Below are 26783 nucleotides of genomic sequence, written 5' to 3'. Positions count from 1 at the left end.
CTCCCCACGCTTTCGCATCTGAGTGTCAGTATCTGTCCAGGGGGCCGCCTTCGCCACTGGTATTCCTTCAGATCTCTACGCATTTCACCGCTACACCTGAAATTCTACCCCCCTCTACAGTACTCTAGTTCACCAGTTTCAAATGCAGTTCCGAGGTTGAGCCCCGGGCTTTCACATCTGACTTAATGAACCACCTGCATGCGCTTTACGCCCAGTAATTCCGATTAACGCTCGCACCCTCCGTATTACCGCGGCTGCTGGCACGGAGTTAGCCGGTGCTTCTTCTGTTGCTAACGTCAAGCGATAGCGCTATTAACGTTACCCCCTTCCTCACAACTGAAAGTACTTTACAACCCGAAGGCCTTCTTCATACACGCGGCATGGCTGCATCAGGCTTTCGCCCATTGTGCAATATTCCCCACTGCTGCCTCCCGTAGGAGTCTGGACCGTGTCTCAGTTCCAGTGTGGCTGATCATCCTCTCAGACCAGCTAGGGATCGTCGCCTTGGTGAGCCATTACCTCACCAACTAGCTAATCCCACCTAGGCATATCTTGACGCGAGAGGCCCGAAGGTCCCCCTCTTTGGCCCGTAGGCATTATGCGGTATTAGCCATCGTTTCCAATGGTTATCCCCCACATCAAGGCAATTTCCTAGGCATTACTCACCCGTCCGCCGCTCGACGCCCAACAAATCCTCCGAAGATTCAATGTTGTCGTTTCCGCTCGACTTGCATGTGTTAGGCCTGCCGCCAGCGTTCAATCTGAGCCATGATCAAACTCTTCAATTTAAGATTTTGTCGGCTCAATGAATACTGACTTCAAAACTACAAAAAGTAATTCTAAAGCTATTATCTTTCCAACAGAAAGATAATGAATTGACTGTGCCAAATACCTTCTTTCTACAAGAGAAAGTAGTTATTTGTATTGGTCACTCAGTTCATTGAAACCAAAGTTGATTCCGAAGAATCTGTTTTATCTAACGATAAAACGTTTTGATATTCATCAACGAGTGCCCACACAGATTGATAGGTTTAAATTGTTAAAGAGCTTCTCTTCGTTGTGACTTACATCACTTCGGAAGAGGCGGCCATTCTAGCGATTTAATTCTCAGTGTCAAACACTTTTGAAAATTAATTTCTACTTTCTAAAAGTAGGAGCGAATAATCGCTTAAAGCTAGTTGCCTAACTAACATTCTGCGCTGAAGCCTTGTGGCGTCTGCCGTGTCAGTGAGGCGGCATTATAGAGATGTTCATCACATTGGCAAGTGTTTATTAAAGAAAAATGCAAAAATAACGATTACATGACGAATAAACACTCAAAGCCTTATTTATGCAACTTTAACTACAAAGTAACTACACAATAACCACAGACTTATCCACAATCGCTTTAATTTTATCCCCTAGAAACTAAAAAAAGCTGCCTTATGGCAGCTTTTTAAATAGCAATGAGTCTAAATCCCAGAACCATATTGCTCTCCATCATCTTCATGGAGACCACATTCGCGTTTCAGCCCATTAAAACGAGTTTCTTCTTCAGTCATACCCGGTTCCCACTTCTTAGTTGTATGTGTATCTCCAACAGAAAGGTAACCCTGCTCTCGAAGCGGGTGATAACCGAGACCATGCTCTTCTAGGTAATAGTGAACATCTTTATTCGTCCAATCGATTACCGGCAAAAATTTAAACACACCATTTTGAATAGATAAGATTGGCAAGTTTGCACGCGATTGAGATTGCTCTCTTCTTAAACCGGAAAACCATGTCCCAGTCTCGAGCTCATCTAGCGCTCTTCTCATCGGTTCAACTTTATTAAGCTTGTTGTACTTCTCTATCCCTTCTATACCTTGCTCCCAAAGTTTTCCATATTGCGCTTCTTGCCAATTAGGGCTCTGTTGGGCACGAAAGACTTGAAGGTTTAGAGTCAACTTCTTACTTAACTCATCGATAAAGCGATATGTTTCAGGAAATAGATACCCTGTGTCCGTCAGAATAACCGGAATATCTGGTTTTACTTGAGTCACTAAGTGCAGCATTAACGCGGCTTGAATGCCGAAACTTGAAGACACAACATGTGATCCTTCCAAGTTTTCTAATGCCCATTTAACTCTTTCTAATGCTGTTAGCTGTTCTAACTCAGCATTAATTTGCCCAAGACGAAGTATTTGCTCCGTCTTAGTCAATGCGAGTAGCTCTGCTAACTTCAATTTTGAAGCGACAGAATTATGCATGCAGATCCCTCTTGGAAATGATCACCTCTTCGATGATGCCAGCTCGGATTGTAAAATCACCGAACCCTTCATTGTCGTTGCGTTCTGTAGCCCAACGTCCCACCAGCGCATCAATCTCTTCTAAGATCTGAGCTGATGTGATGTTCTCTTTATACATCTTAGGGATACGAGTTCCGGCCTTGTTGCCACCTAGGTGCATGTTGTAACGCCCCGGAGCCTTACCCACTAAACCAAGTTCAGCCAACATTGCACGACCACAACCGTTTGGACAACCTGTGATTCGAAGGATGATGTTATCTTCTTCTGGTAATCCATGTTTTTTCAGAATGTCTTCAACATCCGTTACAAACTCAGGAAGAAAACGCTCAGCTTCTGCCATTGCTAAAGGACATGTTGGGAAAGCCACACACGCCATTGAGTTTTTACGTTGCTCTGAAACAGCATCGTCCATCAAGCCATATTGACGCGCCAGTTTTTCAATCTTGGCCTTTTGACTCGTCGACACACCCGCAACAATTAGGTTTTGGTTTGCAGTCATGCGGAAGTCACCTTTGTGGATCTTCGCTATTTCAGCAACACCTGTTTTCAGAGCTTTACCCGGAAAATCAAGTAAACGACCATTCTCGATGAATAACGCCAAGTGGTGCTTACCATCAATGCCTTCCGCCCAACCAATGCGATCACCACGGCCAGTAAACTCATAAGGTCGGCTTTCAGAAAATTCTACGCCTGCACGCTTTTCTACTTCTGCTTTGAATACATCAATACCAACACGGTCTAGCGTGTATTTGGTTTTTGCATTCTTACGGTTTGAACGGTTACCCCAGTCACGCTGAGTCGTTACCACCGCCGCTGCTACATCTAACGTTTTATCTAATGGCACAAAACCAAAGTCGTCAGCTTTACGTGCATAAGTAGAGGTATCACCATGTGTCATAGCAAGACCACCACCGACTAACACGTTAAAGCCCACCAACTTTCCGTCTTCAGCAATAGCAACAAAGTTAAGATCGTTAGCATGGACGTCCACATCATTTTGCGGAGGAATGACAACCGTCGTCTTGAACTTACGCGGTAGGTAGTTGCTACCAAGGATAGGTTCTTCATCCGTTGTTTCTAGTTTTTCACCATCTAACCAGATTTCTGCATAAGCACGAGTCTTCGGTAATAGATGTTCACTGATCTTTTTCGCCCACTCATAAGCTTCTTGGTGAAGCTCAGACTCAACCGGGTTTGTCGTACACAGAACATTTCGGTTTACATCACCCGCTGTCGCAATTGAATCAATGCCAATGTTATTTAGCGTTTGGTGCATCAACTTAATGTTCGGCTTCAAGACACCGTGGAACTGAAACGTTTGACGAGTTGTTAGACGAATTGAACCGTAAGAGGTACTTTCGTCTGCGAACTTATCAATCGCCAACCACTGCTTAGGGGTAATGATGCCACCAGGCATACGAGCACGAAGCATTACGTTATGTAACGGTTCGAGCTTTTGCTTAGTACGTTCGTTGCGAATATCACGGTCGTCTTGTTGATACATACCGTGGAAACGAATCAACTGAAAGTTATCAGCAGTAAAGCCACCAGTTATTCGATCTTGGAGATCTTGTTCAATCGTACCGCGTAGGTTATTACTTTCACGCTTAAGACGTTCATTGTCAGCCAAAGGTCCAAGTACTTGACCTAGCACTTCTTGCTCTATTACTTGCTTGCTCATTAGTAGACATCCCTTTGGTAACGTTTCGCTTTACGTAAATCATTAATATATTGTTCAGCTTGTTCGCGGCTCTGATTGCCATGTTTTTCCGCAATAGTAACTAACGCTTCATGGACATCTTTCGCCATTCGAGTCGCATCGCCACAAACATAAAGGTACGCGCCCTCTTGGAGCCATTGCCAAACCTGCTCTGCTTGTTCGATTAAACGATCCTGAACATAAACCTTTTCTTTTTGGTCACGGCTAAAGGCAACATCTAGCTTAGTTAGCGCGCCAGACTTAAGGTACTTCTGCCATTCAACTTGGTATAAGAAATCTTGAGTAAAGGTACGGTCACCGAAGAACAACCAGCTTTTGCCTTCAGCATCATTGTTTTCACGCTCTTGAACGAAACTGCGGAAAGGAGCGATACCTGTACCCGGGCCGACCATGATGATTGGTGTATTGTCGTCTTGTGGTAGCTTGAAGTTATTGTTGTTCTCTACAAACACCTTCACTTCGCCACCTTCTTCAAGGCGCTGAGCCAAGAAGCTTGATGCTCCACCTAAACGAGACTCTTCACCTTTTTGGTATTCAACCAGACCAACCGTTAAGTGAACTTCTTCATCCACTTCCGCTTGGCTTGATGCAATAGAATAGAGGCGCGGAGTCAGCTTACGTAACAGGCCAATTAACTCATCAGCCGATAGCTTGGTTTTCTTCTCTGCTAGTACGTCAACGATCTGAGTATTGCCCGCGTATTCACGAAGCTTGTCTTTATCTTCCACCAACTTGATTAACTTCTTGCTGCCAGATAACTCAGCAAACTTGGTCACAAGCTGAGGGTTTGAAGTGGTAATCTCAAATTTACTCACTAGCGCACTATGGATAGATAGATTGTCACCATCGACATCGACACTTTCGATGCCTGATAACCCAACCTTAGAAAGGATCTGATTCGCGAGTTCTGAACTGTTTTCATACCATACGCCTAGCGCATCGCCGGGTTGGTAGGTAATACCTGACTCATCAAGATCGATCTCGATATGACGAACATCTTTACCCGAGTCACGACCCGTGATCTTTTGGCTGGTTAATAGTGTCGCTGTGTATGGGTTTTGTTTGGTGTATTGCGAATGACCAGCAGCCGCTTGACCTACAGGTAATTGAACCACATCGGCTTCAGTGCCTGTCGATAGCGTCTCTTTTACTTGCTCTAATGCTTTAGCGCGCCATTCCGTTGCTGACTCTTCGTAATCAACATCACAATCAAGGCGATCGACAAACGATTTAGCACCAAGCTTAGCGAGGAAGTTATCGAAATCTTTAGCCGTTTGGCAGAAGAACTCATAGCTGGAGTCACCTAAACCAATCACACCGTATTGTAGATTCGATAATTTTGGCGCTTTCTTCGATTGAAGGAATTCATGCAATTCAATAGCGTTATCAGGGGCTTCGCCCTCACCATTGGTTGAAGCGACGAAAATGACGTGTGTCTCTTTGGCTAAGTTCTTACCTTTATAATCACTCGCATCGAAAAGCTCGACCGCGATTCCTAAGGCTTTGGCTTCTGCCTCTAGCGATTCAGCAACGCCTTTTGCATTACCCGTTTGAGAAGCGAAGATAATGCTGAGCTTACCCGCAGGCTTAGCCGCTACTGCAGCGGCCGCTTGAGCGATTGGCGCAGCAGCACCGACAGGCTGAGCTTGGCTCACTCCCCAAAGATAACCACTGACCCACGCCAGTTGCTGTGAAGACAGTTCAGAAACAGTTTGCTGAAGATGACCCAATTGTTGGTCATTAAGTGGTGCTGCTAGCCCAGGTAACTCATTAGCCCCAGACTGTGCATTATTATTTTGTGAAGACTCTTTCTTATTTAAAGACATGGTCACGACATCCCTAATCATTGCGTGACGATAGATTAACCACTCCTTTTAATAACAAGAAAGAATAGAAAAGTATGTTTTATAACTTTTTGGAAGTAAAAACCGATTGAAACGTAAATTGCCTTACTGGTTTTCAATGCGTACTTGCTGAAAGCCAACCGCCATTGCTGACTTAGATGCTAGGTCTAAATCCGCGTAATGACATTCTTCACCATGAACATCAGTAAGCAGAACAAAGCCACCTCCCATATGGCGAAACTCCACAACCCAAGACCCTTCTTGAATTGAGGGCTCTATGATGGCTTCAACTAACAAGTTTTCTCTATATAAATTTCGTAATTCATTGAGTGTCATATTCCATCCCTTGCTTTGACCTCACAACATAGACCTTCTAAGAATAGACGCTAATTAGCTCTTTGTATTAAGGATGGTCGAAAGTGATGAATGTGCTAACTAATTCCAGAAAGATATAATCAATAGATATAAAAAAACGCCACTTAATAAAGTGGCGTTCTTAAAATTCGTTCTAAATTTGCTTTATATGGCCTAGAAGCGCACTTCAGCACCAGCAAACCAACCATCGACCATGACAAAGCTCTTACCTAGTTCCGAGCTAAAGAACTCATCCGAATCTAGGTCGATAACACGGTAACCACCACGCAGGGCAATTTCAGATTCTGATACAGGGATTCGGTACTGAACACCCGCCATCAAGTCAGTGCTCTTAATACCACTGCTATCACCGAACTCCATCGTACCAATGATATCGAAGTTGGTGTCCGGCACATTGATCTCTGCGTTACCGTAGAAGCTCCACGTGAATTCATCGAAACTGGTTTGCGCACCATTGGCTTTCGGTTCAATGTAGTTAGAGTTCGAGTATTGAGTAAACGTCACACCAGCATCGAAGTTCATCAACTTGTGCTCTAACAGTGTGTAGTAAAACGTGTAATCGTACTTATCAAAAGCCAACGAGTCCGCATCAACAGAGGTATAACGGAAGCTAGCATTTGGGAGCATTGGGGCATTATGCTCAAATGCGAAATACAACGAAGGTGAGTTAGAATCGTCATCTTGTCTAACTTCGTTTAACTTTGTACTTCCCCACCACATATCAGCACCGACTTTAGCCGTGTAAGAAAACTCTTCAGCAGCAGACACTGCTGAACTTAAAGATAGCATTCCCACTAAAGCAATTAATGGCATTTTATTCATTTGAGATAGCTCCAATTCCATATCGTAGTGCTAATTGTATGCACATTCATAGATTATTGGGGAAAATTCTACCACACATCTTAAATTCTAAAACGATAAACCGCTGACGAGTAAAGATTTGACGGCACTATGACCTTAGTAACGTCTCTGGTTAGAACTGTGTACAAAGTTTTTGAAAAACCACACACCGATTGCAATCACGATCAACCAAGGCAGTAACTTAAACACAACGCCCATCATACCTAAGACCAACATGACTAATAACGCTACTCCGGTTGCGGCCAATACCGTCATAAACGTGATACCTGTGACAAGCAGAGTTGCAACGAAAATAAGAACAAAGATTAATTCAAACATAATGGTCTCCCTAATGAGTTAATGACCTATCTTTCCTACTTTCTAACATTGCAGCTTCCATACCAAGTATGCCAACCCAAGAAAATCCTTATTTATCAGACAAATAAAAAGCCACACATCTTCATGCGTGGCTTTTCGGAAACTTGTAGTGGTAAATTTAGCCTCTAATGGCGAATTTAACCTTAAGGTTTTTAACTTAGAGGGAGGTTAGACATTTAGCTCTTTAGGGATCTTAGCCAATGCTGTTTGCATCACTTCGATACCTGCACCTTTCTTATGTGCGTTTTCACTGATGTAGCGACGCCATTGTCTTGCACCAGGCATGCTTTGGAACAAACCAAGCATATGACGAGAGATATGTCCTAAGCTTGCGCCATTTGAAAGTTCACGTTCGATGTACGGGTACATTTCTTCAACCACTTGTGAGCGCTTCTTGATTGGCGTGTCTAAACCAAAAATCTGTTGATCAACTTCAGCCAAGATAAATGGGCTATGGTAAGCCTCACGACCGATCATCACGCCATCAAGGTGCTGCAAGTGCTCTTTAGTTTGCTCAAGAGTAGTAATGCCACCATTCACAGCAATCACAAGATCAGAGAAATCTTTCTTGATTTGGTATGCACGATCGTAATCTAGAGGTGGGATTTCACGGTTTTCTTTCGGGCTAAGGCCACTCAGCCATGCTTTACGCGCATGGATAGTAAATTGCTCACAACCGCCTTTTTCAGAAACCGTCGAAATAAACTTAGTTAGAAACTCATAAGAGTCTTGGTCATCGATACCGATACGCGTTTTCACGGTAATTGGAATATCAGTCACTTCTTTCATTGCTGACACACAATCTGCCACCAGCTCTGGCTCAGCCATTAAACACGCACCAAAGCGACCGTTTTGAACTCGGTCTGAAGGGCAACCTACGTTAAGGTTCACTTCATCATAACCGCGCTCACCAGCCAGTTTTGCACAAGCAGCCAGATCAACCGGATTAGAACCGCCGAGTTGAAGAGCAAGAGGATGCTCTTGCTCGTTATATTCTAGAAAGTCGCCCTTACCATGTAAGATCGCGCCCGTTGTTACCATTTCCGTGTACAGAAGAGTCTGCTGAGAAAGCAAACGGTGAAAGTAACGACAGTGGCGGTCAGTCCAATCGAGCATTGGAGCGACAGACAACCTACATGAATGTGTCATGGCAAAGTACCCTAGTAGCGAGTCAAAAAAATATGCTGGAATACCCAGCAAAAGCAAGGTCGGCTATTGTAAATGCTATGCCCTGTTTGTGCTATATGAACTTTGCCTCACACTTTTTTATAAACCTATTCACCAGATCTCTAATTCAGCCTCATTAATCAGTTATGCCTTGAGTCACACTGTCATTTTGAGTTACCTTGTCTTATTCAAAGTCGTGGGTCACAATACGCTCTGTACCTGACTTTAATAGAAATCATTGGCCCCCAAAACGTAGTAACCTAGAAATAGGGTTTAATTAGGGATGGCCGATTGAATGGTGAAAAATTTGGACCACACATTAATAGAGCAAGTTGAAGGGATATGCGCATCGCGAGGCGTTAGATTGACGCCTCAGAGAAAGCGAGTGTTTGAGCTCATTCTCTCTAATAAAAAAGCCTCCAGTGCTTATGAATTGTTAGAGCAGTTGAAAGTCAGTGAACCACAAGCCAAGCCTCCTACGGTTTATCGCGCTTTAGATTTCTTGTTAGAACAAGGTTTCATTCACCGAGTTGAGTCAACCAATAGCTTCATATGCTGCTGTTCTTGCAATGCCAACAAACATTTCTCCCAACTACTGATCTGCGATAAATGTGGCACTGTGATAGAACTGCAAGACGATGCGCTTGTCACCCTACTCGCCAGTAACGCTGAGAAGCATAGCTTTCAATTGACTAATCATGTCATTGAATCGCATGGCATTTGCCAATCTTGCTCCTCCGAGATGAAAGAATAAGATTATAGAAGAACATTATGCGCGCTGAATTTGTAAACCCGTTTTTAGCTTCTTTGATGAACGTACTAAAAACGATGGCTTCTCTAGAATTGAAGCCACAAAAACCGAGAGTTAAGAAAGATGAAATCGCTCGTGGCGATGTATCCGGCCTAATTGGTATGGTGGGTACACAATCTCGTGGCTCTATGTCGATCACCTTTGATGAAGGTCTCGCTCTCGAAATCATGGAAAACATGCTCGGTGAACGACCAAACGGCCTCAACGAAGAAGTGACCGATATGGTGGGTGAAATCACTAACATGGTGACTGGCGGTGCAAAACGTATTCTTGCGGAAAGCGGTTTTGACTTCGATATGGCAACGCCAATCGTGGTTTCCGGTAAAGGTCATACGATTCGTCACAAGTGTGATGGGGCAATCATCATCATGCCTTTTTCATCTCAATGGGGTAATGCTTTCATCGAGATCTGTTTCGAATAACAGCTGTTTATTTCTAGCAGTACTGAGTACAAAGAAGGTTGGCATAATGCCAGCCTTTTTTATTACCTGCGATTTAACCATTGCTTGCTCTACAGATACAAAAACGCCAACCCGAAGGTTGGCGTTTTTTGGATGCTATCGACTCAATTAAGCTTTAAGCGCTTTAAATGCGTTGATTAGACCGTTCGTTGAGCTGTCGTGAGATGTTACTTGAGTATCATCAGCAAGCTCTGGAAGAATTTGGTTTGCTAGTTGCTTACCAAGTTCTACACCCCATTGGTCGAAGCTGAAGATGTTCCAGATAACACCTTGAACAAAGATCTTGTGCTCGTACATCGCGATTAGGTTACCTAAAGAGCGAGGGTTGATTTGCTTAACAAGAATTGAGTTCGTTGGGCGGTTACCTTCAAACACTTTGAAAGGTACTAGCTCAGCAACTTCTTCAGCTGTTTTGCCCGCAGCTAGGAATTCAGCTTCTACAGTCTCTTTTGTCTTACCGAAAGCTAGAGCTTCAGTTTGAGCAAAGAAGTTAGACATTAGCTTCTGGTGGTGATCAGATGCTGGGTTGTGGCTGATAGCAGGCGCGATGAAGTCTGATGGGATCAGCTTAGTGCCTTGGTGAATCAGTTGGTAGAAAGCGTGCTGGCCGTTTGTACCAGGTTCACCCCAGATGATAGGACCAGTTTGGTACTCTACCGGGTTACCTTCACGGTCTACAAACTTACCGTTTGATTCCATGTTACCTTGCTGAAAGTAAGCAGCAAAACGGTGCATGTATTGATCGTAAGGTAGAATTGCTTCTGACTCAGCGCCGTGGAAGTTGTTGTACCAAATACCGATAAGCGCAAGGATGACTGGAATGTTGCTTTCAAACTCAGTTGAGGCAAAGTGGTTATCCATCTCGTGAGCACCTTCTAGTAGCTCAACGAAGTTATCGAAGCCAACAGAAAGAGAAATAGAAAGACCGATCGCAGACCATAGTGAGTAACGGCCACCAACCCAATCCCAGAATTCGAACATGTTGTCAGTATCGATACCAAACTCAGCAACTGCAGTTGCATTAGTTGATAGTGCTGCGAAGTGTTTAGCTACGTGTGCGTTGTCACCCGCTTCAGCCAAGAACCAATCACGTGCAGAGTGCGCGTTAGTCATTGTTTCTTGAGTAGTGAATGTTTTAGATGCCACTAAGAATAGCGTTGTTTCTGGGTTCAGAGGCTTAAGTGTCTCAACGATGTGAGTGCCATCTACGTTAGAAACGAAGTGCATGTTTAGACGAGTTTTATATGGCGTTAGAGCTTCAGTCACCATGTATGGACCAAGGTCCGAACCGCCGATACCGATGTTGACTACATCAGTGATCTCTTTACCTGTGTAACCTTTCCACTCACCAGAAACGATGCGGTGCGTGAACAGTTCCATTTTTGCTAGTACAGCGTTAACAGCAGGCATTACGTCTTTGCCATCAACCATTACTGGGTTGTCGCTACGGTTACGTAGAGCAGTGTGAAGTACTGAACGACCTTCAGTCTTGTTGATTGCATCACCGCCAAACATCGCTTCAATTGCAGACTTAACTTCAGTCTCGTTTGCAAGAGCAAATAGGTGCTGCATAGTCTCAGCGTCGATTAGGTTTTTAGAGTAATCCACTAAGATGTCTGAACCGAAGCGAGTAGAAAAGCTCTCGAAACGCTTTGCATCTTGAGCAAATAGCTCTTTCATATCCATATCTTGAGCAGACTCAAAATGTGCCGTTAGAGCTTTCCACGCTTGTGTATGCGTTGGGTTGATATTTTTCAACATGGTATCTATCCCGATGTTACTGTAGGTTTTATTCTAAACGTCACCTAGGTGATGAATAGAACCCCCGATTAGGCGAAAGTTTATATTTTTCTGTGATGACCAAACCGCGCCACCACTGAAAGATTCTTTGTAATTTTTTTTCACGACGTATTATGCCGCATATGAAGAGCTGTACCTTGAGATAAATCAGGATTAGATTTCCTGACAGAAGAATCGGTACAGACTCTAGCTCTAACATAATTAAATGTGAGCGAGACCTGATAAATTCAAGTTCAAAAGATAGCGTTAAACTACTTTTTTTCCAAATACATTATAAAGGATGGCGTATGTGGATTCAGAAGACTATACACCTAAATGCACGAAAGCGTGGATTTCATCTCATTACTGATGAAATTGAACAACAGATACACGATATCAATTCTCTATCTGTTGGTTTATTACATCTTTTTATCCAACATACCTCTGCCAGCATCACATTAAATGAAAACGCAGATCCTACCGTCCGTACCGATATGGAGTCGCACTTCAATAAGTTTATCCCAGAGCGAGCGCCCTACTACAGACACACCTATGAAGGTGATGATGACATGCCTGCCCACATTAAAGCATCGACACTTGGCACCAGTGTGACAATACCAATTAGCAATGGTCGTTTAGCTTTAGGAACATGGCAGGGCATTTACTTAGGAGAGCACCGGGATTGTGGTGGAAGCCGAACTGTGATTGCTACGATGCAAGGTGAGTAGACTGCTTGAAAACAAGATCTCCTTAATAAAAACAATATCTTGTTAATAAAAAAGAGTGGTGCGTTTCCACAACCACTCTTATAAAAATAGTATTTGGCCTACTGTAGGCCGAAAGCTTTAGAAGGGCTGATTTATCATGACCCTAAAGGTCCCTTCATCACCACCTCGCGCTAATTCAGCACGAACAACAATGCCTTCCACTTGGAAACGAACTGCGCCACCTAAGCTCCACTTCATGTCTGTATGCAGTGTTTTAATGTCGTACTCATCGGCAACACGCCCTACTTCAGCAAACGCTACCCATTGCCACCAAGGCAAGTCGTAGTAGTTAATCAGTGGGATATCGCCCAAAGGTTGCCAGTCAGGAAGCACTCGATACTCTGCAGAGTAATGCACTGCAGAGCGACCGTGATAACGGCCTCCGGTATAACCTCGTAATCGATACAAGCCACCTAATCGAGCTTGCTCGGTCTCCGGTGGACGAGCACAATCTTGCCCAGAGCAGTTATCCCATGTAGGCGTGTCAGCCGTATAGAAATCGAATGCTAAAACTTGTTGATCGAATAAGTCCCCTAAAGGACCTAAAGCAAAGTACTGACTATTTTGGAAGGTCCACTTGAGCCACAAGTCATCATTAGACCAGCTTTCTGCTCCGGTGGTGAATTCTAAGTTAGTATGAGAGCCCTTGGTTGGGTTACGTGTGCTATCACGGTTATCCCAATCAAACGCCAAACTAAAGCCCGTCGCCTCTTCAGAATTGTTTAAGCCTTCTAACTCTCGGGAAGTATAAAAAGGTGTAAAGACAATCGAGCTGACACCCGACTCAACGGGCGAAGCAAGGCTCACGTCTTTGATCGGTTGAAATGCCCCTAACAAGCCATATTCTGCAACATTGCCCCAAGGCAGCAGGTACTTAAACTCAAACTGATAGTTTTCTTCTAAGCCATCGGCAATGGTTTTGTCATCAATCGATGAATCATTATCGCCTTGAGAGCCAATGTAATACGGGTTGTCGTTGAAGCGAGCTTGATACACATGAGTGCTGAACAGTACGTTCTCAGACAATGCAAAATTAAAGGCTGATAAGAAACCGACGTAGCTATCTTTATCTGAATAAAGTGCCATACCAAACAGAGCGGCTTGAGGTTGCCAAACACCCTTTGCGACACCCGCAACCCCAAAGGTGTTACCCATTGTTTCGGTGCTGAAGTAGAAAGGGACAAAGGCTGAATCTTTTTCTTCACTCAAAGCAGAGGAAGAAAAGCTGACACCAAGTAGCGCCATCACTGACATCACTAAGTGTCGAGTCGTTCGCTTGAACATCATTTACTTTATAAGAACCATGATTACTTCACATACTCCATCGCAACACGCGAAGTCAGTTTAGTGACCAACTCGTAAGCGATAGTGCCAATATGTTCCGCCACTTCTTCTGAAGGTAAGTCTTTACCCCATAGCGTCGCCTCATCACCGACTTTATCAGCCGCATCAGGGCCTAGGTCAACCGTTAGCATGTCCATGGATACTCGTCCTGCGATCGGTACTTTTCGACCGTTAACGAACACTGGTGTGCCGTTAGGTGCTGTACGAGGATAGCCATCACCGTAACCAATCGCGATAACTCCAACCTTGGTATCACGTTCACTGGTCCAGTTTCCGCCATAACCAACACTTTCACCGGCTTTCACATCGCGAACCGCTATCAGGTGTGAGGTCAAAGTCATCACTGGCAAAAAGCCAAGCTCTTGCGCTGATTTATCCACAAACGGAGATACACCGTAAGAGATGATTCCTGGGCGAACCCAATCAAGGTGGCTGTCAGGCCAAGCGAGTAAACCCGCAGAAGCAGCAAGTGAACGCTCGCCTTCACAACCTTCGGTAAGAGACAAGAAAAGCTCAGTCTGTTCAACGGTGGTGGTTCTATCTAGTTCATCAGCACAACCGAAATGGCTCATGTAACGCAGAGGTTTAGCTACGTTTGCACATTGATGCAAACGCTCAACAAAATTTTGGTATTGCTCAGGGCGAACACCTAATCGATGCATACCACTATCGACTTTTAGCCATACCACAACGGGGGTTTCCAAATCCGCATCCTCTAGCGCGCTTAATTGCTCTTCACAATGCACTACCGTTTGAATGTTATTGGTCACCAAGATGGGTAAATCGCCCGAAGAGTAAAACCCTTCCAGCAACAAAATAGGTTTAACAATGCCACCAGCACGCAGTTGTAACGCTTCTTCAATACGCGCCACACCAAAAGCATCAGAGCTTTTTGAATGCTTGGCGATATGCAGTAAGCCATGTCCGTAACCATTGGCTTTTACAACAGACATTACCTTGCACTGAGGAGCCTTCGACTTTATCTGGTTCAGGTTATGTTCGAGCGCGTTTAAATCAATGCTCGCCGTCGCCGCTTTCATGTAAGTCATTAGCGATTACTCATCATCAAATGCAGGACCTGCATAGTTATCAAATCGGGAGTGTTGACCTTGGAATGTCAAACGAACCGAACCGATAGGACCGTTACGCTGCTTACCAAGGATGATCTCAGCAATACCTTTCAGTGAGCTGTCTGGGTTATAAACCTCATCACGATAGATGAACATGATCAAATCGGCATCTTGCTCAATCGAACCTGATTCACGCAAGTCCGAGTTTACTGGGCGCTTATCAGCACGTTGCTCTAGGGAACGGTTAAGCTGAGAAAGTGCTACAACCGGAACGTTGAGCTCTTTTGCCAGCGCTTTCAATGAGCGAGAAATCTCGGCGATTTCAAGAGTACGGTTATCAGATAACGAAGGTACACGCATTAATTGAAGGTAATCTATCATGATCATAGAGATACCATCGTGTTCACGAGCAATACGTCGAGCACGAGAACGTACTTCTGTTGGCGTTAGACCCGAGCTGTCATCGATATACATATTCTTCTTATCCATAAGAATACCCATGCTCGACGAGATACGAGCCCAATCTTCATCGTCTAACTGACCAGTACGAATCTTGGTTTGGTCTACGCGAGAAAGTGACGCAAGCATACGCATCATCAGCTGTTCGGCTGGCATCTCTAGCGAGAAGATTAAAACAGGTTTGTCTTGCTTCATCGCTGCGTTTTCACACAAGTTCATCGCAAACGTGGTTTTACCCATCGATGGACGAGCAGCAACAATAATTAAGTCAGAACCTTGTAGGCCAGCAGTCTTTTTATTGAGGTCGTTGAAACCGGTATCGACACCTGTCACACCATCTTGTGGCGTTTTGTATAGGATCTCGATACGCTCTAGCGTCTTTTCTAGAATACTATCAACGTTTTGCGGACCTTCGTTTTCACTTGCACGGCCTTCGGCTATCGCGAAGACTTTACTTTCAGCAAGATCAACCAGCTCTTCCGATGTACGACCTTGTGGGTCATAACCAGAATCCGCAATCTCATTCGCCACCCCGATCAGGCTACGAACGAGTGCACGTTGCGCCACGATATCCGCATACGCATTGATGTTTGCCGCACTTGGGGTGTTTTTCGCTAAGTCAGCTAGGTAAGCAAAGCCACCCACTTCTTCAAGTTGCTCACGCAGCTCTAAATGTTCAGAGAGTGTAATAAGATCCAGAGGAGAGCTCTCTTCAAGGATATCCTTTACCGCTTCAAAGATCAGACGGTGAGGACGGCTATAAAAGTCTTTGGCCACAACCTTTTCGGCAACCGTATCCCAGCGTTCGTTATCCAATAACAAACCGCCAATAACAGATTGCTCAGCTTCTAATGAATGTGGCGGGACCTTGATGGCGTCCACCTGATCGTTGGCTGATTTCTGACTTTTGGTATCCACTATGACTACACTCAATAACTAATAATGATCGTTCATTATACCCAAGAACATCCGTTTGTAATCCGATCCTATGAGTTTGTTTTATTCTTCAGGAAGAATTTACCTATTGCTGACGGAATTAACCAAGGGTAGCATTACGATCCTGCCATTCACTCACTGTATAACTAGAGGTATGCGTGTCCAAATTATTGGCTCTGAGCACTGGTCTTCTAAGCACTGGTCTCCTGAGCGCTCCGTTGGCCTTAGCTGATGATGCTAAAGCCTCTGTTGATGCAATTCTCGACTCTATAGTAGTTCCAGAACCTACTGCTGAGCCGATCGTCGTTGCACCAGCACCTGAAGAAAAAGATATGGATATCGCACCGAGTGATACAAGTGATACAGAGCTGCCGAGCCCGCTAAAAACGGAAGTCGAATTTGGATATCAGTCGCATACTGGTAATTCTGATTCACGATCGCTTAACGCACGCCTTAACGGTGAGTACACGGCTGGCCGTCATAGAACCAGTGGTGAATGGAAATACTACAACCTCTACAAAGATGGCGAAGAAGATAAAAGGCAATCGACTTACTCGGCTCAAAGTGACTACAAGTTAAGCCCTAAAACCTACCTTTACGGCAGTTTCAAAGGTGTCGATTCACGATACAGCGCCTACTTTAAGGACTACACTGTTTCGAGCGGTCTGGGTTACCAGTTTTCAAATACAGAAGAGTTTGTATTGGAAGTCGAAGTCGGTCCGGGTTTTCGTTACCAAGAGCCGAATCTCGATGAGCTAGACGATGATGACATCATCTTCCCAGAGATTGTTGAAGAAGCGATTTTTCGTGGCAACGTGAATACGTCTTGGCAGGTATTGAAGAATTTACAGCTCAAGGCCGACGTGACGCTTGTCTCTGGTCACAGTAACCTAAAATTTGATACTGAGTTAGAAGCTATCAACGATATTACTGACAATATCGCGCTGAAGATCGCTCACTCTCGCCAGTACCACGATAAAGTGCCTGAAGGGTTAAGCAAAGAAGACTCTGTTCTATCTATAAACCTGCTATTCCAATTCTAATCTTAAGATCACTTCTAACCTTGAGAACGACCAGTTCAGCAATAACAGCTTATGGACCACTGTAAGCTTTTTACTTACCACAACCCTTCCTTGTACTTTCCTATATTCCAGACATAAAAAAACACCAGCCGAAGCTGGTGTTTAAAACTTTCAAAAGAAAGAATTCGTCTTGGTACTGAAATTACTCAGCTGCAACGATAGCGATTTTCGCAGTAGCAAAAACTTCAGAGTGAAGTTGGATGCTTACTTCGAATTCGCCGATGTTACGTAGAGCGCCTTCAGGTAGGCGTACTTCGCTCTTAGCTACTGCAACACCTGCCGCTGTAATAGCGTCAGCGATGTCACGAGTACCGATAGAACCGAATAGTTTACCTTCGTCACCAGCTTTAGAAGCGATTGTAACGCCTTCTAGAGTGTTAACGCTCTCTGCACGAGCTTCAGCAGCAGCTAGTTGCTCAGCAACTTTAGCTTCTAGTTCAGCACGACGAGTTTCGAACATAGCAACGTTGTCTTTAGTTGCCATAACTGCTTTACCCTGTGGGATAAGGAAGTTACGAGCGTAACCAGATTTAACGTTTACTTGGTCGCCAAGGCCACCTAGGTTACCGATCTTATCAAGTAGAATAACTTGCATTATCTTAGTCCTCTTAAACTATTATTAACTATTACCGATTACTGATGCTTGTCAGTGTACGGTAGTAGAGCTAGGTAACGAGAACGCTTGATAGCGCGAGCTAGTTGACGCTGGTACTTAGCGCTTGTACCAGTGATACGGCTAGGTACGATTTTACCAGCTTCAGTGATGTAGTTTTTAAGAGTTGCTACGTCTTTGTAGTCAATCTCTTGTACGCCTTCTGCAGTGAAACGGCAGAATTTACGACGACGGAAGAAACGAGCCATGGGCTATCTCCTGATCTTAAATTTAGTAAAGCGGTCTTTCACAATTATCGAAATAACTATCAACGACCTAAAACAAGTTGAGAATTTTTTAAGGCGTTAAGCCAAAAAAGAATTACTCAGCAGCTGCTTCTGGTTTAGCTTCTGTACGCTCTTCGCGACGAGGAGCACGCTCTGCACGCTCTTCTTTTTGCTTAAGCATAATAGATTGCTCAGTCACAGCGCCTTTAGTGCGCATGATCATGTTACGTAGAACTGCATCGTTGAAACGGAAAGCAGTTTCTAGCTCGTCAATCACTTCTTGACCAGCTTCAACGTTCATAAGAACGTAGTGAGCTTTGTGAAGCTTGTTGATTGGGTAAGCCATTTGACGACGACCCCAGTCTTCTAGACGGTGGATAGTACCGCCAGCTTCAGTGATAGAACCAGTGTAACGCTCGATCATGCCAGCAACTTGCTCGCTTTGATCAGGGTGAACCATGAATACGATTTCGTAATGACGCATTTGGTTGCTCCTTACGGATTATTAGCTTCCACGAGTGGCCCGGTCGTCCAGAGGAAGCAAGGAACTAAAGATAAATGACCGAGTTTTAAGGACGGCAAATATTATAGAAAGAACCCTGTATTGGCAAGTGATATTTGGCGAATAATGAAACAGTTTTTCTTTCGCCATCTAGCCATCCAGTAATCGCAATTTCCACCCTATTTGAGCAGATAAAACAAACGCCCACCACCTAAGTAATGAGCGTTTAATATTTGAATATTTTCAATCTATTACTGAGCTAAACGCTGGCGTACTGCTTCAAATAAACAGATACCGGATGCTACAGAAACGTTTAAGCTCGACACGCTACCTGCCATTGGGATCTTAATCAGATCATCGCAAGTTTCACGTGTTAGACGACGCATACCGTCACCTTCTGCACCCATAACTACCGCAAGAGGGCCTGTTAGTTTCGCTTGGTAGATATCATGCGTTGCTTCACCTGCCGTACCCACAAACCATACGCCCTGCTCTTGCAGTGTTCGCATTGTGCGAGCTAGGTTGGTTACACGCACGAGAGGAACTGTTTCAGCCGCACCACACGCTACCTTGCTTACCGTTGCTGTTAACGGTGAAGAGCGATCTTTCGGTACGATAACCGCAGCGACACCTGCGGCATCCGCGTTACGTAGACAAGCGCCTAGGTTATGAGGGTCGGTTACGCCGTCTAGAACCAACAGCAAAGGCTGTTCATGCTGCGCTAGAATATCGTCTAGGTGAGTTTCATTAAGCTGCTTAGCAGGCTTCACCTTAGCAATAAGGCCTTGGTGATTCGCACCTTGTGCTTTTTCATCCAGCGGCTTACGACCCATCTGTTGAATCGACACACCAAACTGTTGCAGTTGGTTCAGTAATGGAAGAAGACGCTCGTCTTGGCGACCTTTCAGTACATACGCTTCGATAAAACGTGCAGGATCTTTTTCTAGTACGGCTTTCACCGCGTGAATACCGTAAATAAATTCGTTACTCATTGTCTCAACTTACTCTTATTGCTCAGAGAAGAATGACATCAAACCCGACGCATTCATCTCTGTATTGTTTATTTCGAGAGTATGCGTCTTGCGCCTGATACTCTCGCATTAAAGTCATTTCGTATTAAATCAGTTAGGCGCTAAACCTGATTAGCCTAGTGCCTTATTGACCTTAAGATTTATCAGCCTTAAGACTTATCAGCCTTTGGCTTACGGCTTGCAGCACGCTTTTTCTTAGCGCGAGCTTTAGCAGCACCGGTTTTATTCGCTGGCTTTTTCTTCTTAGCAGGGCCTTCGCTGCTTCCGTCAGGTCGCTTAGTTGGCTCAACCATAGGCTTCGCTGATACACCTGGCTTATTACTCTTCACTGCTGAGCGCTTCTTGCTTTTCGCCTTTTTCATCGCTTCGGCTGCACGCTTCTTGGCTGTTTTGCCTTTACCACGCGGCTGACGATCAGTGTCTTCTAAGTCAAAGTCGATTTGGCGAGTTTCTAAGTTAACCGCAGAAACCTTCACTTTAACCGAATCACCCAAGCGATAGATATTACCAGAGCTTTCACCCACGAGACGCTGACCAACAGCATCAAATTGGTAGTAATCATTCGCTAGCGCTGAGATATGTACCAAGCCATCGATGTGCAGTTCAGTTAGACGAACAAAGAAGCCGAAGCCAGTCACGTTGGCAATTACACCATCCATCACTTCACCGACATGGTCTTGCATGTATTCACACTTCAACCAGTCGTTCACTTCACGTGTTGCGTCATCAGCACGACGCTCAGTCATTGAACACTGCTCGCCGTAGAAGTCCATATCATCGAAAGTGTAGTGGTAACCTCCGGTTGGCGTCCAACGTTCGCTGTTACGACCGCCTTCTTTCGCAATAAGGTACTTAATCGCACGGTGCAATAGCAAGTCAGGGTAACGACGAATCGGCGAGGTAAAGTGAGCATAGCGTTTAAGGGCTAAGCCAAAGTGACCCGCGTTATCCGCGTTGTAGACCGCTTGCTTCATTGAACGAAGTAGCATGGTTTGGATTAATTCACGGTCTTCACGTTCGTTAATCTGTTGCATCAGTTGCGCGTAGTCTACTGGTGATGGCGACAGACCACCTTCCAGTGTTAAACCTAATTCACTTAAGAAGCTCTTGAAGCCCATTAAGCGCTCTTCGCCCGGAGTTTCATGAACACGGTACAGAGCAGGCTCTTTCGCTTTTTCTACGTAAGATGCCGATGCGATATTCGCAAGAATCATACACTCTTCGATGATCTTGTGTGCGTCGTTACGAATTACTGGCTCAATACGGTCGATCTTACGATCCGCATTGAAGATAAATTTGGTTTCTACCGTTTCAAACTCAATCGCACCACGCTCATCACGCGTTTTCTTCAGAACTTTGTACATCTTGTGCAGTTCTTCTAGATGCGGTACTTCTGGCTCGTAACGCTCACGAAGTTCTTCATTGCCATCTAAGATCGCGCCTACTTTATTGTAAGTAAGACGAGCATGAGAGTTCATGACTGCTTCATAGTGCTTGTAACCCGACAGCTTACCTTTGTCTGAGATAGTCATCTCACACACCATACATAAACGGTCTACTTGAGGGTTCAATGAACATAAGCCGTTAGAAAGTACTTCTGGCAGCATTGGTACCACTTGTGACGGGAAGTATACCGAGTTACCACGGTTAATCGCTTCTTTGTCTAGCGCCGTATCTGGGCGAACGTAGTAACTTACGTCCGCAATCGCTACCCATAGACGCCAGCCGCCGCCTTTCTTCGCTTCACAATAAACCGCATCATCGAAGTCACGCGCATCTTCACCATCAATGGTAACCAATGGCAGCTTACGCAGGTCTACACGTCCTTCTTTTGCTTCTTCAGGAACATGCTCACCTAGGTTTTCGATTTGCTTATCTACCGCTTCAGGCCACTCTTGTGGGATCTGGTGAGTACGAATCGCGATCTGCGTTTCCATACCCGGTGCCATGTTTTCACCAAGAACTTCGGTTACTTTACCCATCATGTTACGAGAACGACCGCCGCGATCCGTAATTTCAATCACAACCACATTACCCATTCGAGCACCGCCTTTATGCTCAGTAGGGATCTGGATGTCGTGACTAATACGCGAATCATCAGCAACAACGTAAGAATGGCCGTACTCTAGGAAGAAGCGACCAACAAGTGGCGTTTTACGCTCTTCAAGCACACGAACCAAGCGACCTTCACGACGACCGCGCTTACTGTTATCAGTCGGCTGAACCAATACGTAATCACCGTGCATGATGGTTTTCATCTGGTGATGCGGCAGCACGATATCATTGTCCTTACCCACACTGCCGTCTGGGCGAACCCAACCATGACCGTCTTTATGACCAATCACATAGCCTTTGATCAGTTCCATCTTCTCAGGCAATGCGTAGCACTGACGACGAGTAAAGATAAGCTGTCCATCACGCTCCATTGCACGTAAACGACGACGCAGCCCTTCATATTGTTCCTCTCCAGCCAGACCCAAAGCTTCGAATAGATCGTTGCGATTCATCGGAATATTCGCGTCTGTTAGAAACGAAATAATGAACTCTCGGCTTGGTACTGGGTTATCGTAATTTTTCGACTCTCGGTCGGCAAAAGGATCAACAGTGGTTGTCGCTGTCGTGTTTTCTGACGTTGGTGTGTTTTTTGACATAGGCGGGCCTGCTTAAGCAAGGAAGGTATATACCCCTAGTATATCTGATGCTAGGGGTAAGCTACAGATATGCTTTAGAAAACACTCAAATAACCTCAGATTGATACATATCTTCGCTTTGTGAAACATCGCTTCATAGACGTGGACTATCATCAAAATTTCAAGCAAACGATAAAACAAACGTTTGCGCCATGAATGAAATACACTATTATCCACGCACTTTACCAACTCCTGTTCTGAGTATGATATGAAACTAAAACGCACTTTATTGGCTTCAGCAATGGCAAGCCTAGCTCTATTTCCATTTGCGAGTTCGGCAATGGAAAAAGCTGACCTGATGATTACCGATGCCATGGTTCTAACCATGAACCAAGACAAAACGGTTTATGAAAGCGGTACTGTTGTCGTCAAAGACAACAAAATCATTGCGGTGGGTGATACTTCGCTAGAGAAGCAGTACCAAGCGAAACAAGTGTTAGACGTTGATGGCGATATCGTGATGCCAGGTCTCATCAATACTCATACTCACGTATCAATGACGGTTTTCCGTTCACTGGCCGATGATGTGCCAGATCGCCTGCACCGCTACATCTTCCCACTAGAGAAGAAGCTAGTATCGCGAGACATGGTACGCATTGGTGCGAACCTAGGTAACGTTGAAATGGTCAAAGGCGGTGTGACGACTTACGCCGACATGTACTACTTCGAAGATGAAGTCGCAAAAACCGTCGATAAGATTGGTATGCGTGCCATCCTAGGTGAAACGGTGATTAAATTCCCTGTAGCCGATGCAGCTAACGCCGAAGAAGGTATTAAGTACGCGTTGAACTTCATTGAAGAATACAAAGATCACCCACGCATCACACCAGCGTTTGCCCCGCATGCGCCTTACACCAACACCACAGAGATCCTGCAGAAAATATCTAAGCTCTCTCTAGAGTTAGATGTACCAGTAATGATTCACCTTGCAGAATCACATCGTGAAGAAGACAAAATCGCAGAGCGTTCTGATGGGTTATCTCCAGTTCAATACATGGACAGCATTGGCGCACTCAACAAAAACTTGGTGGGTGCACACATGATCCTAGTAGACGATCATGATATCGAACTGGTGAAGAAATCGGATATGGGCGTAGCTCACAACATGAGTGCTAACATCAAGTCAGCAAAAGGCGTATCACCTGCGCTTAAGATGTATGACGAGAACGTGCGTATCGGTTTAGGTACCGATGGCCCAATGTCTGGTAACACACTGAGCACGATTGATGAGTTCAACCAAGTCGCTAAGGTTCACAAGCTAGTTAATAAAGATCGTGCTGCAATGCCGCCGTTCAAAGTGATCGACATGGCGACCATGGGCGCAGCAAAAGCGCTACACATGGAAGATCAGATTGGCTCTCTTGAAGCCGGCAAACTCGCCGACATCATAGTGATCGATACCAAGGCACCAAACATGGTTCCAGTGTACAACCCATACTCAGCATTAGTTTACTCTGCTAACTCGGGTAACGTTCGCCACACCATCATTGATGGCAAGATCATCATGCAAGACCGCGACATGCTAACGGTAGACGAAGACAAGATTCGTCAAGAAGCACTCGATTTCACCAAGGTTGTTCGTGAAACGGTAATTGAGTCTGGTGAGGTTGTTCAATAAGCTCGCTATCGAATAGCATGACCATCTAAACGTAAAAAGCCCCGCACTAATTCAATTAGGCGAGGCTTTTTAAATCTTATTTCCTGTAACAATGAGTGCAGGGATCATTACAGTTTTTTGGCTCGGTATTACCAGAACACGTCTCGACGTTTTGCTCGAGCAATAATATTGTCTGGCATTCTCTGTTCCAGACCACTACGAAGCACAGTGATACGTCTGTGTTGTCTTTGGTCTGCCGTTACCGAGTTATACAACCAACGGTAAGCATCTTCATAATCCAATGGACTACCGTAGTCACGTAACAAGAGTTCAGCTAAGTGAATACTCGCACTTAGATTCCCCATCGAAGCCGCTTCACGTAGATACGGAATCGCACGCTCTTTGTCTTGTTGTACCAAAGTACCACGAGAGTAATAACGACCTAACTGCTCTAATGCAGCGGGTAAACCTTGATGTGCCGCGTTTTCCATATAGTAAAGGCCAAGCTCTACATCTTGTGGAACACACACACCCCAAGCCAACATATCGCCGTATAAAAACTCATAAGAAGGCAAGCTAATACGCGTTGCACGAGCAACGATATCTTCAACTAACTGGCACTTATCAGCTTTCACTCGCTCTAGATGTTGATTATTTTCGATTAAATTAATCAGTTCAGCTTCTGTATATATTGGAACGGGCTCTCCCACATCAGCCAAATTAGCATGACTCAAGGATGAGCTCAGCGCCATTATCAATGAAGCTGCTACAATTCGTAGCTTCATACCTGCACTCTATTATCTGTCGCTAAAGTTATCTATTGAGGGGTGCAGAGGATTTCTACACGCACAAAACAGGGTGAACTTCACTTTCCATGATATCTGTATCGGCAATAACCCTGATGGCTTTAGACAAAACTTGCCGCTAATGGGCAATATTTTGCCAGATGGCGTTCAAAAGATCACCAAAGACGGCTTCGTTTTCAAATTACAGGTACAAAAAAGCCGACTTAATAAAGTCGGCTTTTAAAAACGATTTAATTATCAAAGCACTTTAATTGTCAAAGCAATATTGATGCTGTGGTAATCACTCAGCGGGCATTACGCGCCGTATGGGTGAACCTTGATGATAGTTTCGTTACGATCTGGGCCAGTTGATACGATATCAATTGGAACGCCAGTTAGGTCTTCGATACGCTTGATGTAATCTAGAGCAGCTTGTGGAAGCGCGTCGATAGATTTAGCACCAAATGTGTTTTCAGACCAACCAGGCATGGTTTCGTAGATTGGCGTCGCTTCTTCAAATGACTCAGCAGCCATTGGAGAAACTTCTAGGATAGAACCATCTTTCATCTTGTAACCAGTACAGATTTTTAGTTCTTCTAGGCCATCTAGAACGTCTAGTTTAGTTAGACACATACCAGATAGAGAGTTGATTTGGATTGCACGACGCATAGCAACAGCATCGAACCAACCAGTACGACGTAGACGACCAGTTGTTGCGCCAAACTCGTGACCAACATCGCCTAGGTGCTTACCAACTGGGTCTTGCTTCTCAAGGCCATCGTATAGCTCAGTTGGGAATGGACCTGAACCAACACGAGTACAGTAAGCCTTAGTAATACCAAGGATGTAACCGATGTGACGAGGACCGAAACCAGAACCTGCAGCAACACCACCAGCAGTCGTGTTAGAAGAAGTTACGTATGGGTAAGTACCGTGGTCGATATCTAGTAGCGTACCTTGAGCACCTTCGAACATGATCTTGTCGCCGCGCTTACGTGCTGCGTCTAGTTCGTCAGTTACGTCGATAACCATCGCAGTTAACATGTCTGCGTAGCTCATCGCTTGCTCAAGAACTTCTTCGTAGCTTACTGTTTCAGCTTTGTAGAAGTGCTCTAGTTGGAAGTTGTGGAATTCCATAACTTCTTTTAGCTTCTCAGCAAATGCTTCTTTATCGAAAAGGTCGCCAACGCGTAGACCGCGACGAGCAACTTTATCTTCGTAAGCTGGACCGATACCACGACCCGTTGTACCGATAGCTTTAGCGCCACGAGCGATTTCACGCGCGTTGTCGATTGCAATGTGGTACGGAAGAATTAGAGGACAAGCTTCAGAGATGAAAAGACGCTCACGTACTGGGATACCGCGATCTTCAAGAGGCTTCATTTCTTTTAGAAGTGCGTCAGGCGATAATACTACACCGTTACCAATAACACATTTAACGTTATTGCGTAGGATACCTGATGGAATTAAGTGAAGAACGGTTTTTTCACCGTCAATTACAAGTGTGTGACCTGCATTGTGACCGCCTTGGTAGCGAACCACGTATTTTGCATCTTCAGTTAAAAGGTCAACGATTTTACCTTTACCTTCATCACCCCATTGGGTGCCTAGAACGACTACGTTATTTCCCATCTTTCCAATTTCTGTTGCTAATTAAAAATGGATTCTAGCACTGAATCACACTTCTTGCAGTCACTTTTTGTCCATAAACGTTAACGCTGTACAAAAATAAACCAGCGATAACTGAGGGCGAATGTATGAAGATACTGATATCATTGCTTTTTTACAGACAAAAGGCAGAACCATGTCTCAATCAATTTGGCTCGCTATTGGGCTCGTACTTATTGTTGAAGGGCTCGGCCCCTTAATTGCACCCAATGGCTGGAGAAACATGGTCGCGCAACTGAGCGAACAACCGGACACACAACTGCGTCGCATTGGCGGTTGTCTTGTGGTGGCAGGAGCGGTTATCGCTTTCATGACCTACCGCTAAGTTTAG

General features: G+C 44.8%; 24 protein-coding genes and 1 rRNA gene. 6 read left to right on the top strand and 19 right to left on the bottom strand.

Translation table 11 applies throughout. From position 1 onward, the window contains the following. The 8 genes from CWO13_RS16595 to dusA form a co-directional block, all read right to left on the bottom strand. A 16S ribosomal RNA gene (locus CWO13_RS16595) occupies positions 1-788 on the bottom strand; the annotation flags it as partial. Positions 789-1451: 663 nt separating this feature from the next. Beyond that, a complete protein-coding gene (locus CWO13_RS16585) occupies positions 1452-2228 on the bottom strand; it encodes a phosphoadenylyl-sulfate reductase (protein WP_108083251.1) in 777 nt (258 codons plus the stop codon). Beyond that, on the bottom strand, positions 2221-3948 hold the full coding sequence (cysI, locus tag CWO13_RS16580) for an assimilatory sulfite reductase (NADPH) hemoprotein subunit (protein WP_050621048.1): 1728 nt from the start codon (positions 3946-3948) through the stop codon (positions 2221-2223). Before cysI ends, CWO13_RS16585 begins: the two co-directional genes overlap by 8 nt. Next, positions 3948-5813, bottom strand: a complete 1866-nt coding sequence (locus CWO13_RS16575) for an assimilatory sulfite reductase (NADPH) flavoprotein subunit (protein WP_108083250.1) — start codon at positions 5811-5813, stop codon at positions 3948-3950. The genes cysI and CWO13_RS16575 overlap by 1 nt, the downstream gene beginning before the upstream one ends. 123 nt (positions 5814-5936) lie before the next feature. Next, positions 5937-6167 (bottom strand): hypothetical protein, encoded by a 231-nt coding sequence (locus CWO13_RS16570; protein ID WP_004735813.1) that lies wholly within the window; start codon positions 6165-6167, stop codon positions 5937-5939. Positions 6168-6359: 192 nt separating this feature from the next. Next, positions 6360-7028: a TIGR04219 family outer membrane beta-barrel protein gene (locus tag CWO13_RS16565; RefSeq protein ID WP_048669402.1), complete on the bottom strand. Its 669-nt coding sequence runs from the start codon at positions 7026-7028 to the stop codon at positions 6360-6362. Positions 7029-7163: 135 nt separating this feature from the next. Beyond that, positions 7164-7385 carry an envelope stress response protein PspG gene (pspG, locus tag CWO13_RS16560; protein WP_017059950.1) on the bottom strand — a complete coding sequence of 74 codons (222 nt, stop codon included), beginning with the start codon at positions 7383-7385 and terminating at the stop codon, positions 7164-7166. A 207-nt stretch (positions 7386-7592) separates the two neighbouring features. Then, positions 7593-8573: a tRNA dihydrouridine(20/20a) synthase DusA gene (gene dusA, locus CWO13_RS16555; RefSeq protein ID WP_108083249.1), complete on the bottom strand. Its 981-nt coding sequence runs from the start codon at positions 8571-8573 to the stop codon at positions 7593-7595. A gap of 313 nt (positions 8574-8886) precedes the next feature. On the opposite strand from dusA, the gene zur reads away from it, so the two are divergent. Continuing rightward, positions 8887-9345, top strand: coding sequence for a zinc uptake transcriptional repressor Zur (gene zur, locus CWO13_RS16550; RefSeq protein WP_048661606.1), 459 nt, complete (start codon positions 8887-8889; stop codon positions 9343-9345). A 17-nt stretch (positions 9346-9362) separates the two neighbouring features. Then, positions 9363-9824 carry a chemotaxis protein CheX gene (locus CWO13_RS16545; protein ID WP_017059940.1) on the top strand — a complete coding sequence of 154 codons (462 nt, stop codon included), beginning with the start codon at positions 9363-9365 and terminating at the stop codon, positions 9822-9824. A gap of 147 nt (positions 9825-9971) precedes the next feature. Here CWO13_RS16545 and pgi read toward each other — a convergent pair whose 3' ends face one another. After that, positions 9972-11624, bottom strand: a complete 1653-nt coding sequence (pgi, locus tag CWO13_RS16540; RefSeq protein ID WP_102433517.1) for a glucose-6-phosphate isomerase — start codon at positions 11622-11624, stop codon at positions 9972-9974. 326 nt (positions 11625-11950) lie between these two features. Between pgi and CWO13_RS16535 the strand changes: the two genes are divergently transcribed. After that, a complete protein-coding gene (locus CWO13_RS16535) occupies positions 11951-12370 on the top strand; it encodes a secondary thiamine-phosphate synthase enzyme YjbQ (RefSeq protein WP_048661605.1) in 420 nt (139 codons plus the stop codon). A 117-nt stretch (positions 12371-12487) separates the two neighbouring features. Here CWO13_RS16535 and CWO13_RS16530 read toward each other — a convergent pair whose 3' ends face one another. From CWO13_RS16530 to CWO13_RS16520, 3 genes are read right to left on the bottom strand one after another with little or no spacing between them, the layout of a single operon-like run. Next, positions 12488-13693 (bottom strand): BamA/TamA family outer membrane protein, encoded by a 1206-nt coding sequence (locus tag CWO13_RS16530; protein ID WP_108083254.1) that lies wholly within the window; start codon positions 13691-13693, stop codon positions 12488-12490. A 23-nt stretch (positions 13694-13716) separates the two neighbouring features. After that, positions 13717-14802, bottom strand: coding sequence for an alanine racemase (gene alr, locus CWO13_RS16525; RefSeq protein WP_102433515.1), 1086 nt, complete (start codon positions 14800-14802; stop codon positions 13717-13719). 6 nt (positions 14803-14808) lie between these two features. Next, complete coding sequence (locus CWO13_RS16520; protein WP_016767560.1) at positions 14809-16200, bottom strand: replicative DNA helicase; 1392 nt, start codon at positions 16198-16200, stop codon at positions 14809-14811. 176 nt (positions 16201-16376) lie between these two features. Between CWO13_RS16520 and CWO13_RS16515 the strand changes: the two genes are divergently transcribed. Then, the gene (locus CWO13_RS16515) at positions 16377-17261 is read left to right on the top strand and encodes a DUF481 domain-containing protein (protein ID WP_102433514.1); all 885 of its coding nucleotides are present in this window, start codon (positions 16377-16379) and stop codon (positions 17259-17261) included. 181 nt (positions 17262-17442) lie between these two features. Here the strand turns inward: CWO13_RS16515 and rplI are convergent, their stop codons facing one another. The 5 genes from rplI to rnr form a co-directional block, all read right to left on the bottom strand. Next, on the bottom strand, positions 17443-17895 hold the full coding sequence (rplI, locus tag CWO13_RS16510; protein ID WP_010434182.1) for a 50S ribosomal protein L9: 453 nt from the start codon (positions 17893-17895) through the stop codon (positions 17443-17445). A 38-nt stretch (positions 17896-17933) separates the two neighbouring features. After that, positions 17934-18161 (bottom strand): 30S ribosomal protein S18, encoded by a 228-nt coding sequence (gene rpsR / locus CWO13_RS16505; RefSeq protein WP_000090472.1) that lies wholly within the window; start codon positions 18159-18161, stop codon positions 17934-17936. 112 nt (positions 18162-18273) lie between these two features. Continuing rightward, the gene (gene rpsF, locus CWO13_RS16500) at positions 18274-18663 is read right to left on the bottom strand and encodes a 30S ribosomal protein S6 (RefSeq protein WP_004741278.1); all 390 of its coding nucleotides are present in this window, start codon (positions 18661-18663) and stop codon (positions 18274-18276) included. Between the two features lie 269 nt (positions 18664-18932). Further along, positions 18933-19673, bottom strand: a complete 741-nt coding sequence (rlmB, locus tag CWO13_RS16495) for a 23S rRNA (guanosine(2251)-2'-O)-methyltransferase RlmB (RefSeq protein WP_108083248.1) — start codon at positions 19671-19673, stop codon at positions 18933-18935. Positions 19674-19861: 188 nt separating this feature from the next. Beyond that, complete coding sequence (gene rnr, locus CWO13_RS16490; protein ID WP_050647227.1) at positions 19862-22363, bottom strand: ribonuclease R; 2502 nt, start codon at positions 22361-22363, stop codon at positions 19862-19864. Between the two features lie 247 nt (positions 22364-22610). Between rnr and CWO13_RS16485 the strand changes: the two genes are divergently transcribed. Continuing rightward, positions 22611-24020 (top strand): amidohydrolase, encoded by a 1410-nt coding sequence (locus tag CWO13_RS16485; RefSeq protein WP_108083247.1) that lies wholly within the window; start codon positions 22611-22613, stop codon positions 24018-24020. A 128-nt stretch (positions 24021-24148) separates the two neighbouring features. On the opposite strand, the gene motX is transcribed toward CWO13_RS16485, so the two are convergent. Further along, on the bottom strand, positions 24149-24784 hold the full coding sequence (gene motX, locus CWO13_RS16480; protein ID WP_048661600.1) for a flagellar protein MotX: 636 nt from the start codon (positions 24782-24784) through the stop codon (positions 24149-24151). A 315-nt stretch (positions 24785-25099) separates the two neighbouring features. Next, positions 25100-26416: an adenylosuccinate synthase gene (locus tag CWO13_RS16475; RefSeq protein WP_010434108.1), complete on the bottom strand. Its 1317-nt coding sequence runs from the start codon at positions 26414-26416 to the stop codon at positions 25100-25102. Between the two features lie 172 nt (positions 26417-26588). On the opposite strand from CWO13_RS16475, the gene CWO13_RS16470 reads away from it, so the two are divergent. Further along, positions 26589-26777, top strand: a complete 189-nt coding sequence (locus CWO13_RS16470) for a DUF2065 domain-containing protein (protein ID WP_010434105.1) — start codon at positions 26589-26591, stop codon at positions 26775-26777. The last annotated feature ends 6 nt before the right edge of the window (positions 26778-26783 follow it).

Source organism: Vibrio sp. ZF 223 (assembly GCF_003050585.1).
GTDB classification, from domain to species: Bacteria; Pseudomonadota; Gammaproteobacteria; order Enterobacterales; family Vibrionaceae; genus Vibrio; species Vibrio crassostreae.
Note: the sequence above shows the minus strand (reverse complement) of the source record. Positions and strands in the feature narration are given on the sequence as shown.

Excerpts from the sequence above, each read along its gene's own strand:
- CWO13_RS16585 (WP_108083251.1), bottom strand. The coding sequence starts at position 2,228 with ATGCATAATTCTGTCGCTTCAAAATTGAAGTTAGCAGAGCTACTCGCA.
- cysI (WP_050621048.1), bottom strand. The coding sequence starts at position 3,948 with ATGAGCAAGCAAGTAATAGAGCAAGAAGTGCTAGGTCAAGTACTTGGA.
- CWO13_RS16575 (WP_108083250.1), bottom strand. The coding sequence starts at position 5,813 with ATGTCTTTAAATAAGAAAGAGTCTTCACAAAATAATAATGCACAGTCT.
- CWO13_RS16570 (WP_004735813.1), bottom strand. The coding sequence starts at position 6,167 with ATGACACTCAATGAATTACGAAATTTATATAGAGAAAACTTGTTAGTT.
- CWO13_RS16565 (WP_048669402.1), bottom strand. The coding sequence starts at position 7,028 with ATGAATAAAATGCCATTAATTGCTTTAGTGGGAATGCTATCTTTAAGT.
- pspG (WP_017059950.1), bottom strand. The coding sequence starts at position 7,385 with ATGTTTGAATTAATCTTTGTTCTTATTTTCGTTGCAACTCTGCTTGTC.
- dusA (WP_108083249.1), bottom strand. The coding sequence starts at position 8,573 with ATGACACATTCATGTAGGTTGTCTGTCGCTCCAATGCTCGATTGGACT.
- zur (WP_048661606.1), top strand. The coding sequence starts at position 8,887 with ATGGTGAAAAATTTGGACCACACATTAATAGAGCAAGTTGAAGGGATA.
- CWO13_RS16545 (WP_017059940.1), top strand. The coding sequence starts at position 9,363 with ATGCGCGCTGAATTTGTAAACCCGTTTTTAGCTTCTTTGATGAACGTA.
- pgi (WP_102433517.1), bottom strand. The coding sequence starts at position 11,624 with ATGTTGAAAAATATCAACCCAACGCATACACAAGCGTGGAAAGCTCTA.
- CWO13_RS16535 (WP_048661605.1), top strand. The coding sequence starts at position 11,951 with ATGTGGATTCAGAAGACTATACACCTAAATGCACGAAAGCGTGGATTT.
- CWO13_RS16530 (WP_108083254.1), bottom strand. The coding sequence starts at position 13,693 with ATGTTCAAGCGAACGACTCGACACTTAGTGATGTCAGTGATGGCGCTA.
- alr (WP_102433515.1), bottom strand. The coding sequence starts at position 14,802 with ATGACTTACATGAAAGCGGCGACGGCGAGCATTGATTTAAACGCGCTC.
- rplI (WP_010434182.1), bottom strand. The coding sequence starts at position 17,895 with ATGCAAGTTATTCTACTTGATAAGATCGGTAACCTAGGTGGCCTTGGC.
- rpsR (WP_000090472.1), bottom strand. The coding sequence starts at position 18,161 with ATGGCTCGTTTCTTCCGTCGTCGTAAATTCTGCCGTTTCACTGCAGAA.
- rpsF (WP_004741278.1), bottom strand. The coding sequence starts at position 18,663 with ATGCGTCATTACGAAATCGTATTCATGGTTCACCCTGATCAAAGCGAG.
- rlmB (WP_108083248.1), bottom strand. The coding sequence starts at position 19,673 with ATGAGTAACGAATTTATTTACGGTATTCACGCGGTGAAAGCCGTACTA.
- rnr (WP_050647227.1), bottom strand. The coding sequence starts at position 22,363 with ATGTCAAAAAACACACCAACGTCAGAAAACACGACAGCGACAACCACT.
- CWO13_RS16485 (WP_108083247.1), top strand. The coding sequence starts at position 22,611 with ATGAAACTAAAACGCACTTTATTGGCTTCAGCAATGGCAAGCCTAGCT.
- motX (WP_048661600.1), bottom strand. The coding sequence starts at position 24,784 with ATGAAGCTACGAATTGTAGCAGCTTCATTGATAATGGCGCTGAGCTCA.
- CWO13_RS16475 (WP_010434108.1), bottom strand. The coding sequence starts at position 26,416 with ATGGGAAATAACGTAGTCGTTCTAGGCACCCAATGGGGTGATGAAGGT.
- CWO13_RS16470 (WP_010434105.1), top strand. The coding sequence starts at position 26,589 with ATGTCTCAATCAATTTGGCTCGCTATTGGGCTCGTACTTATTGTTGAA.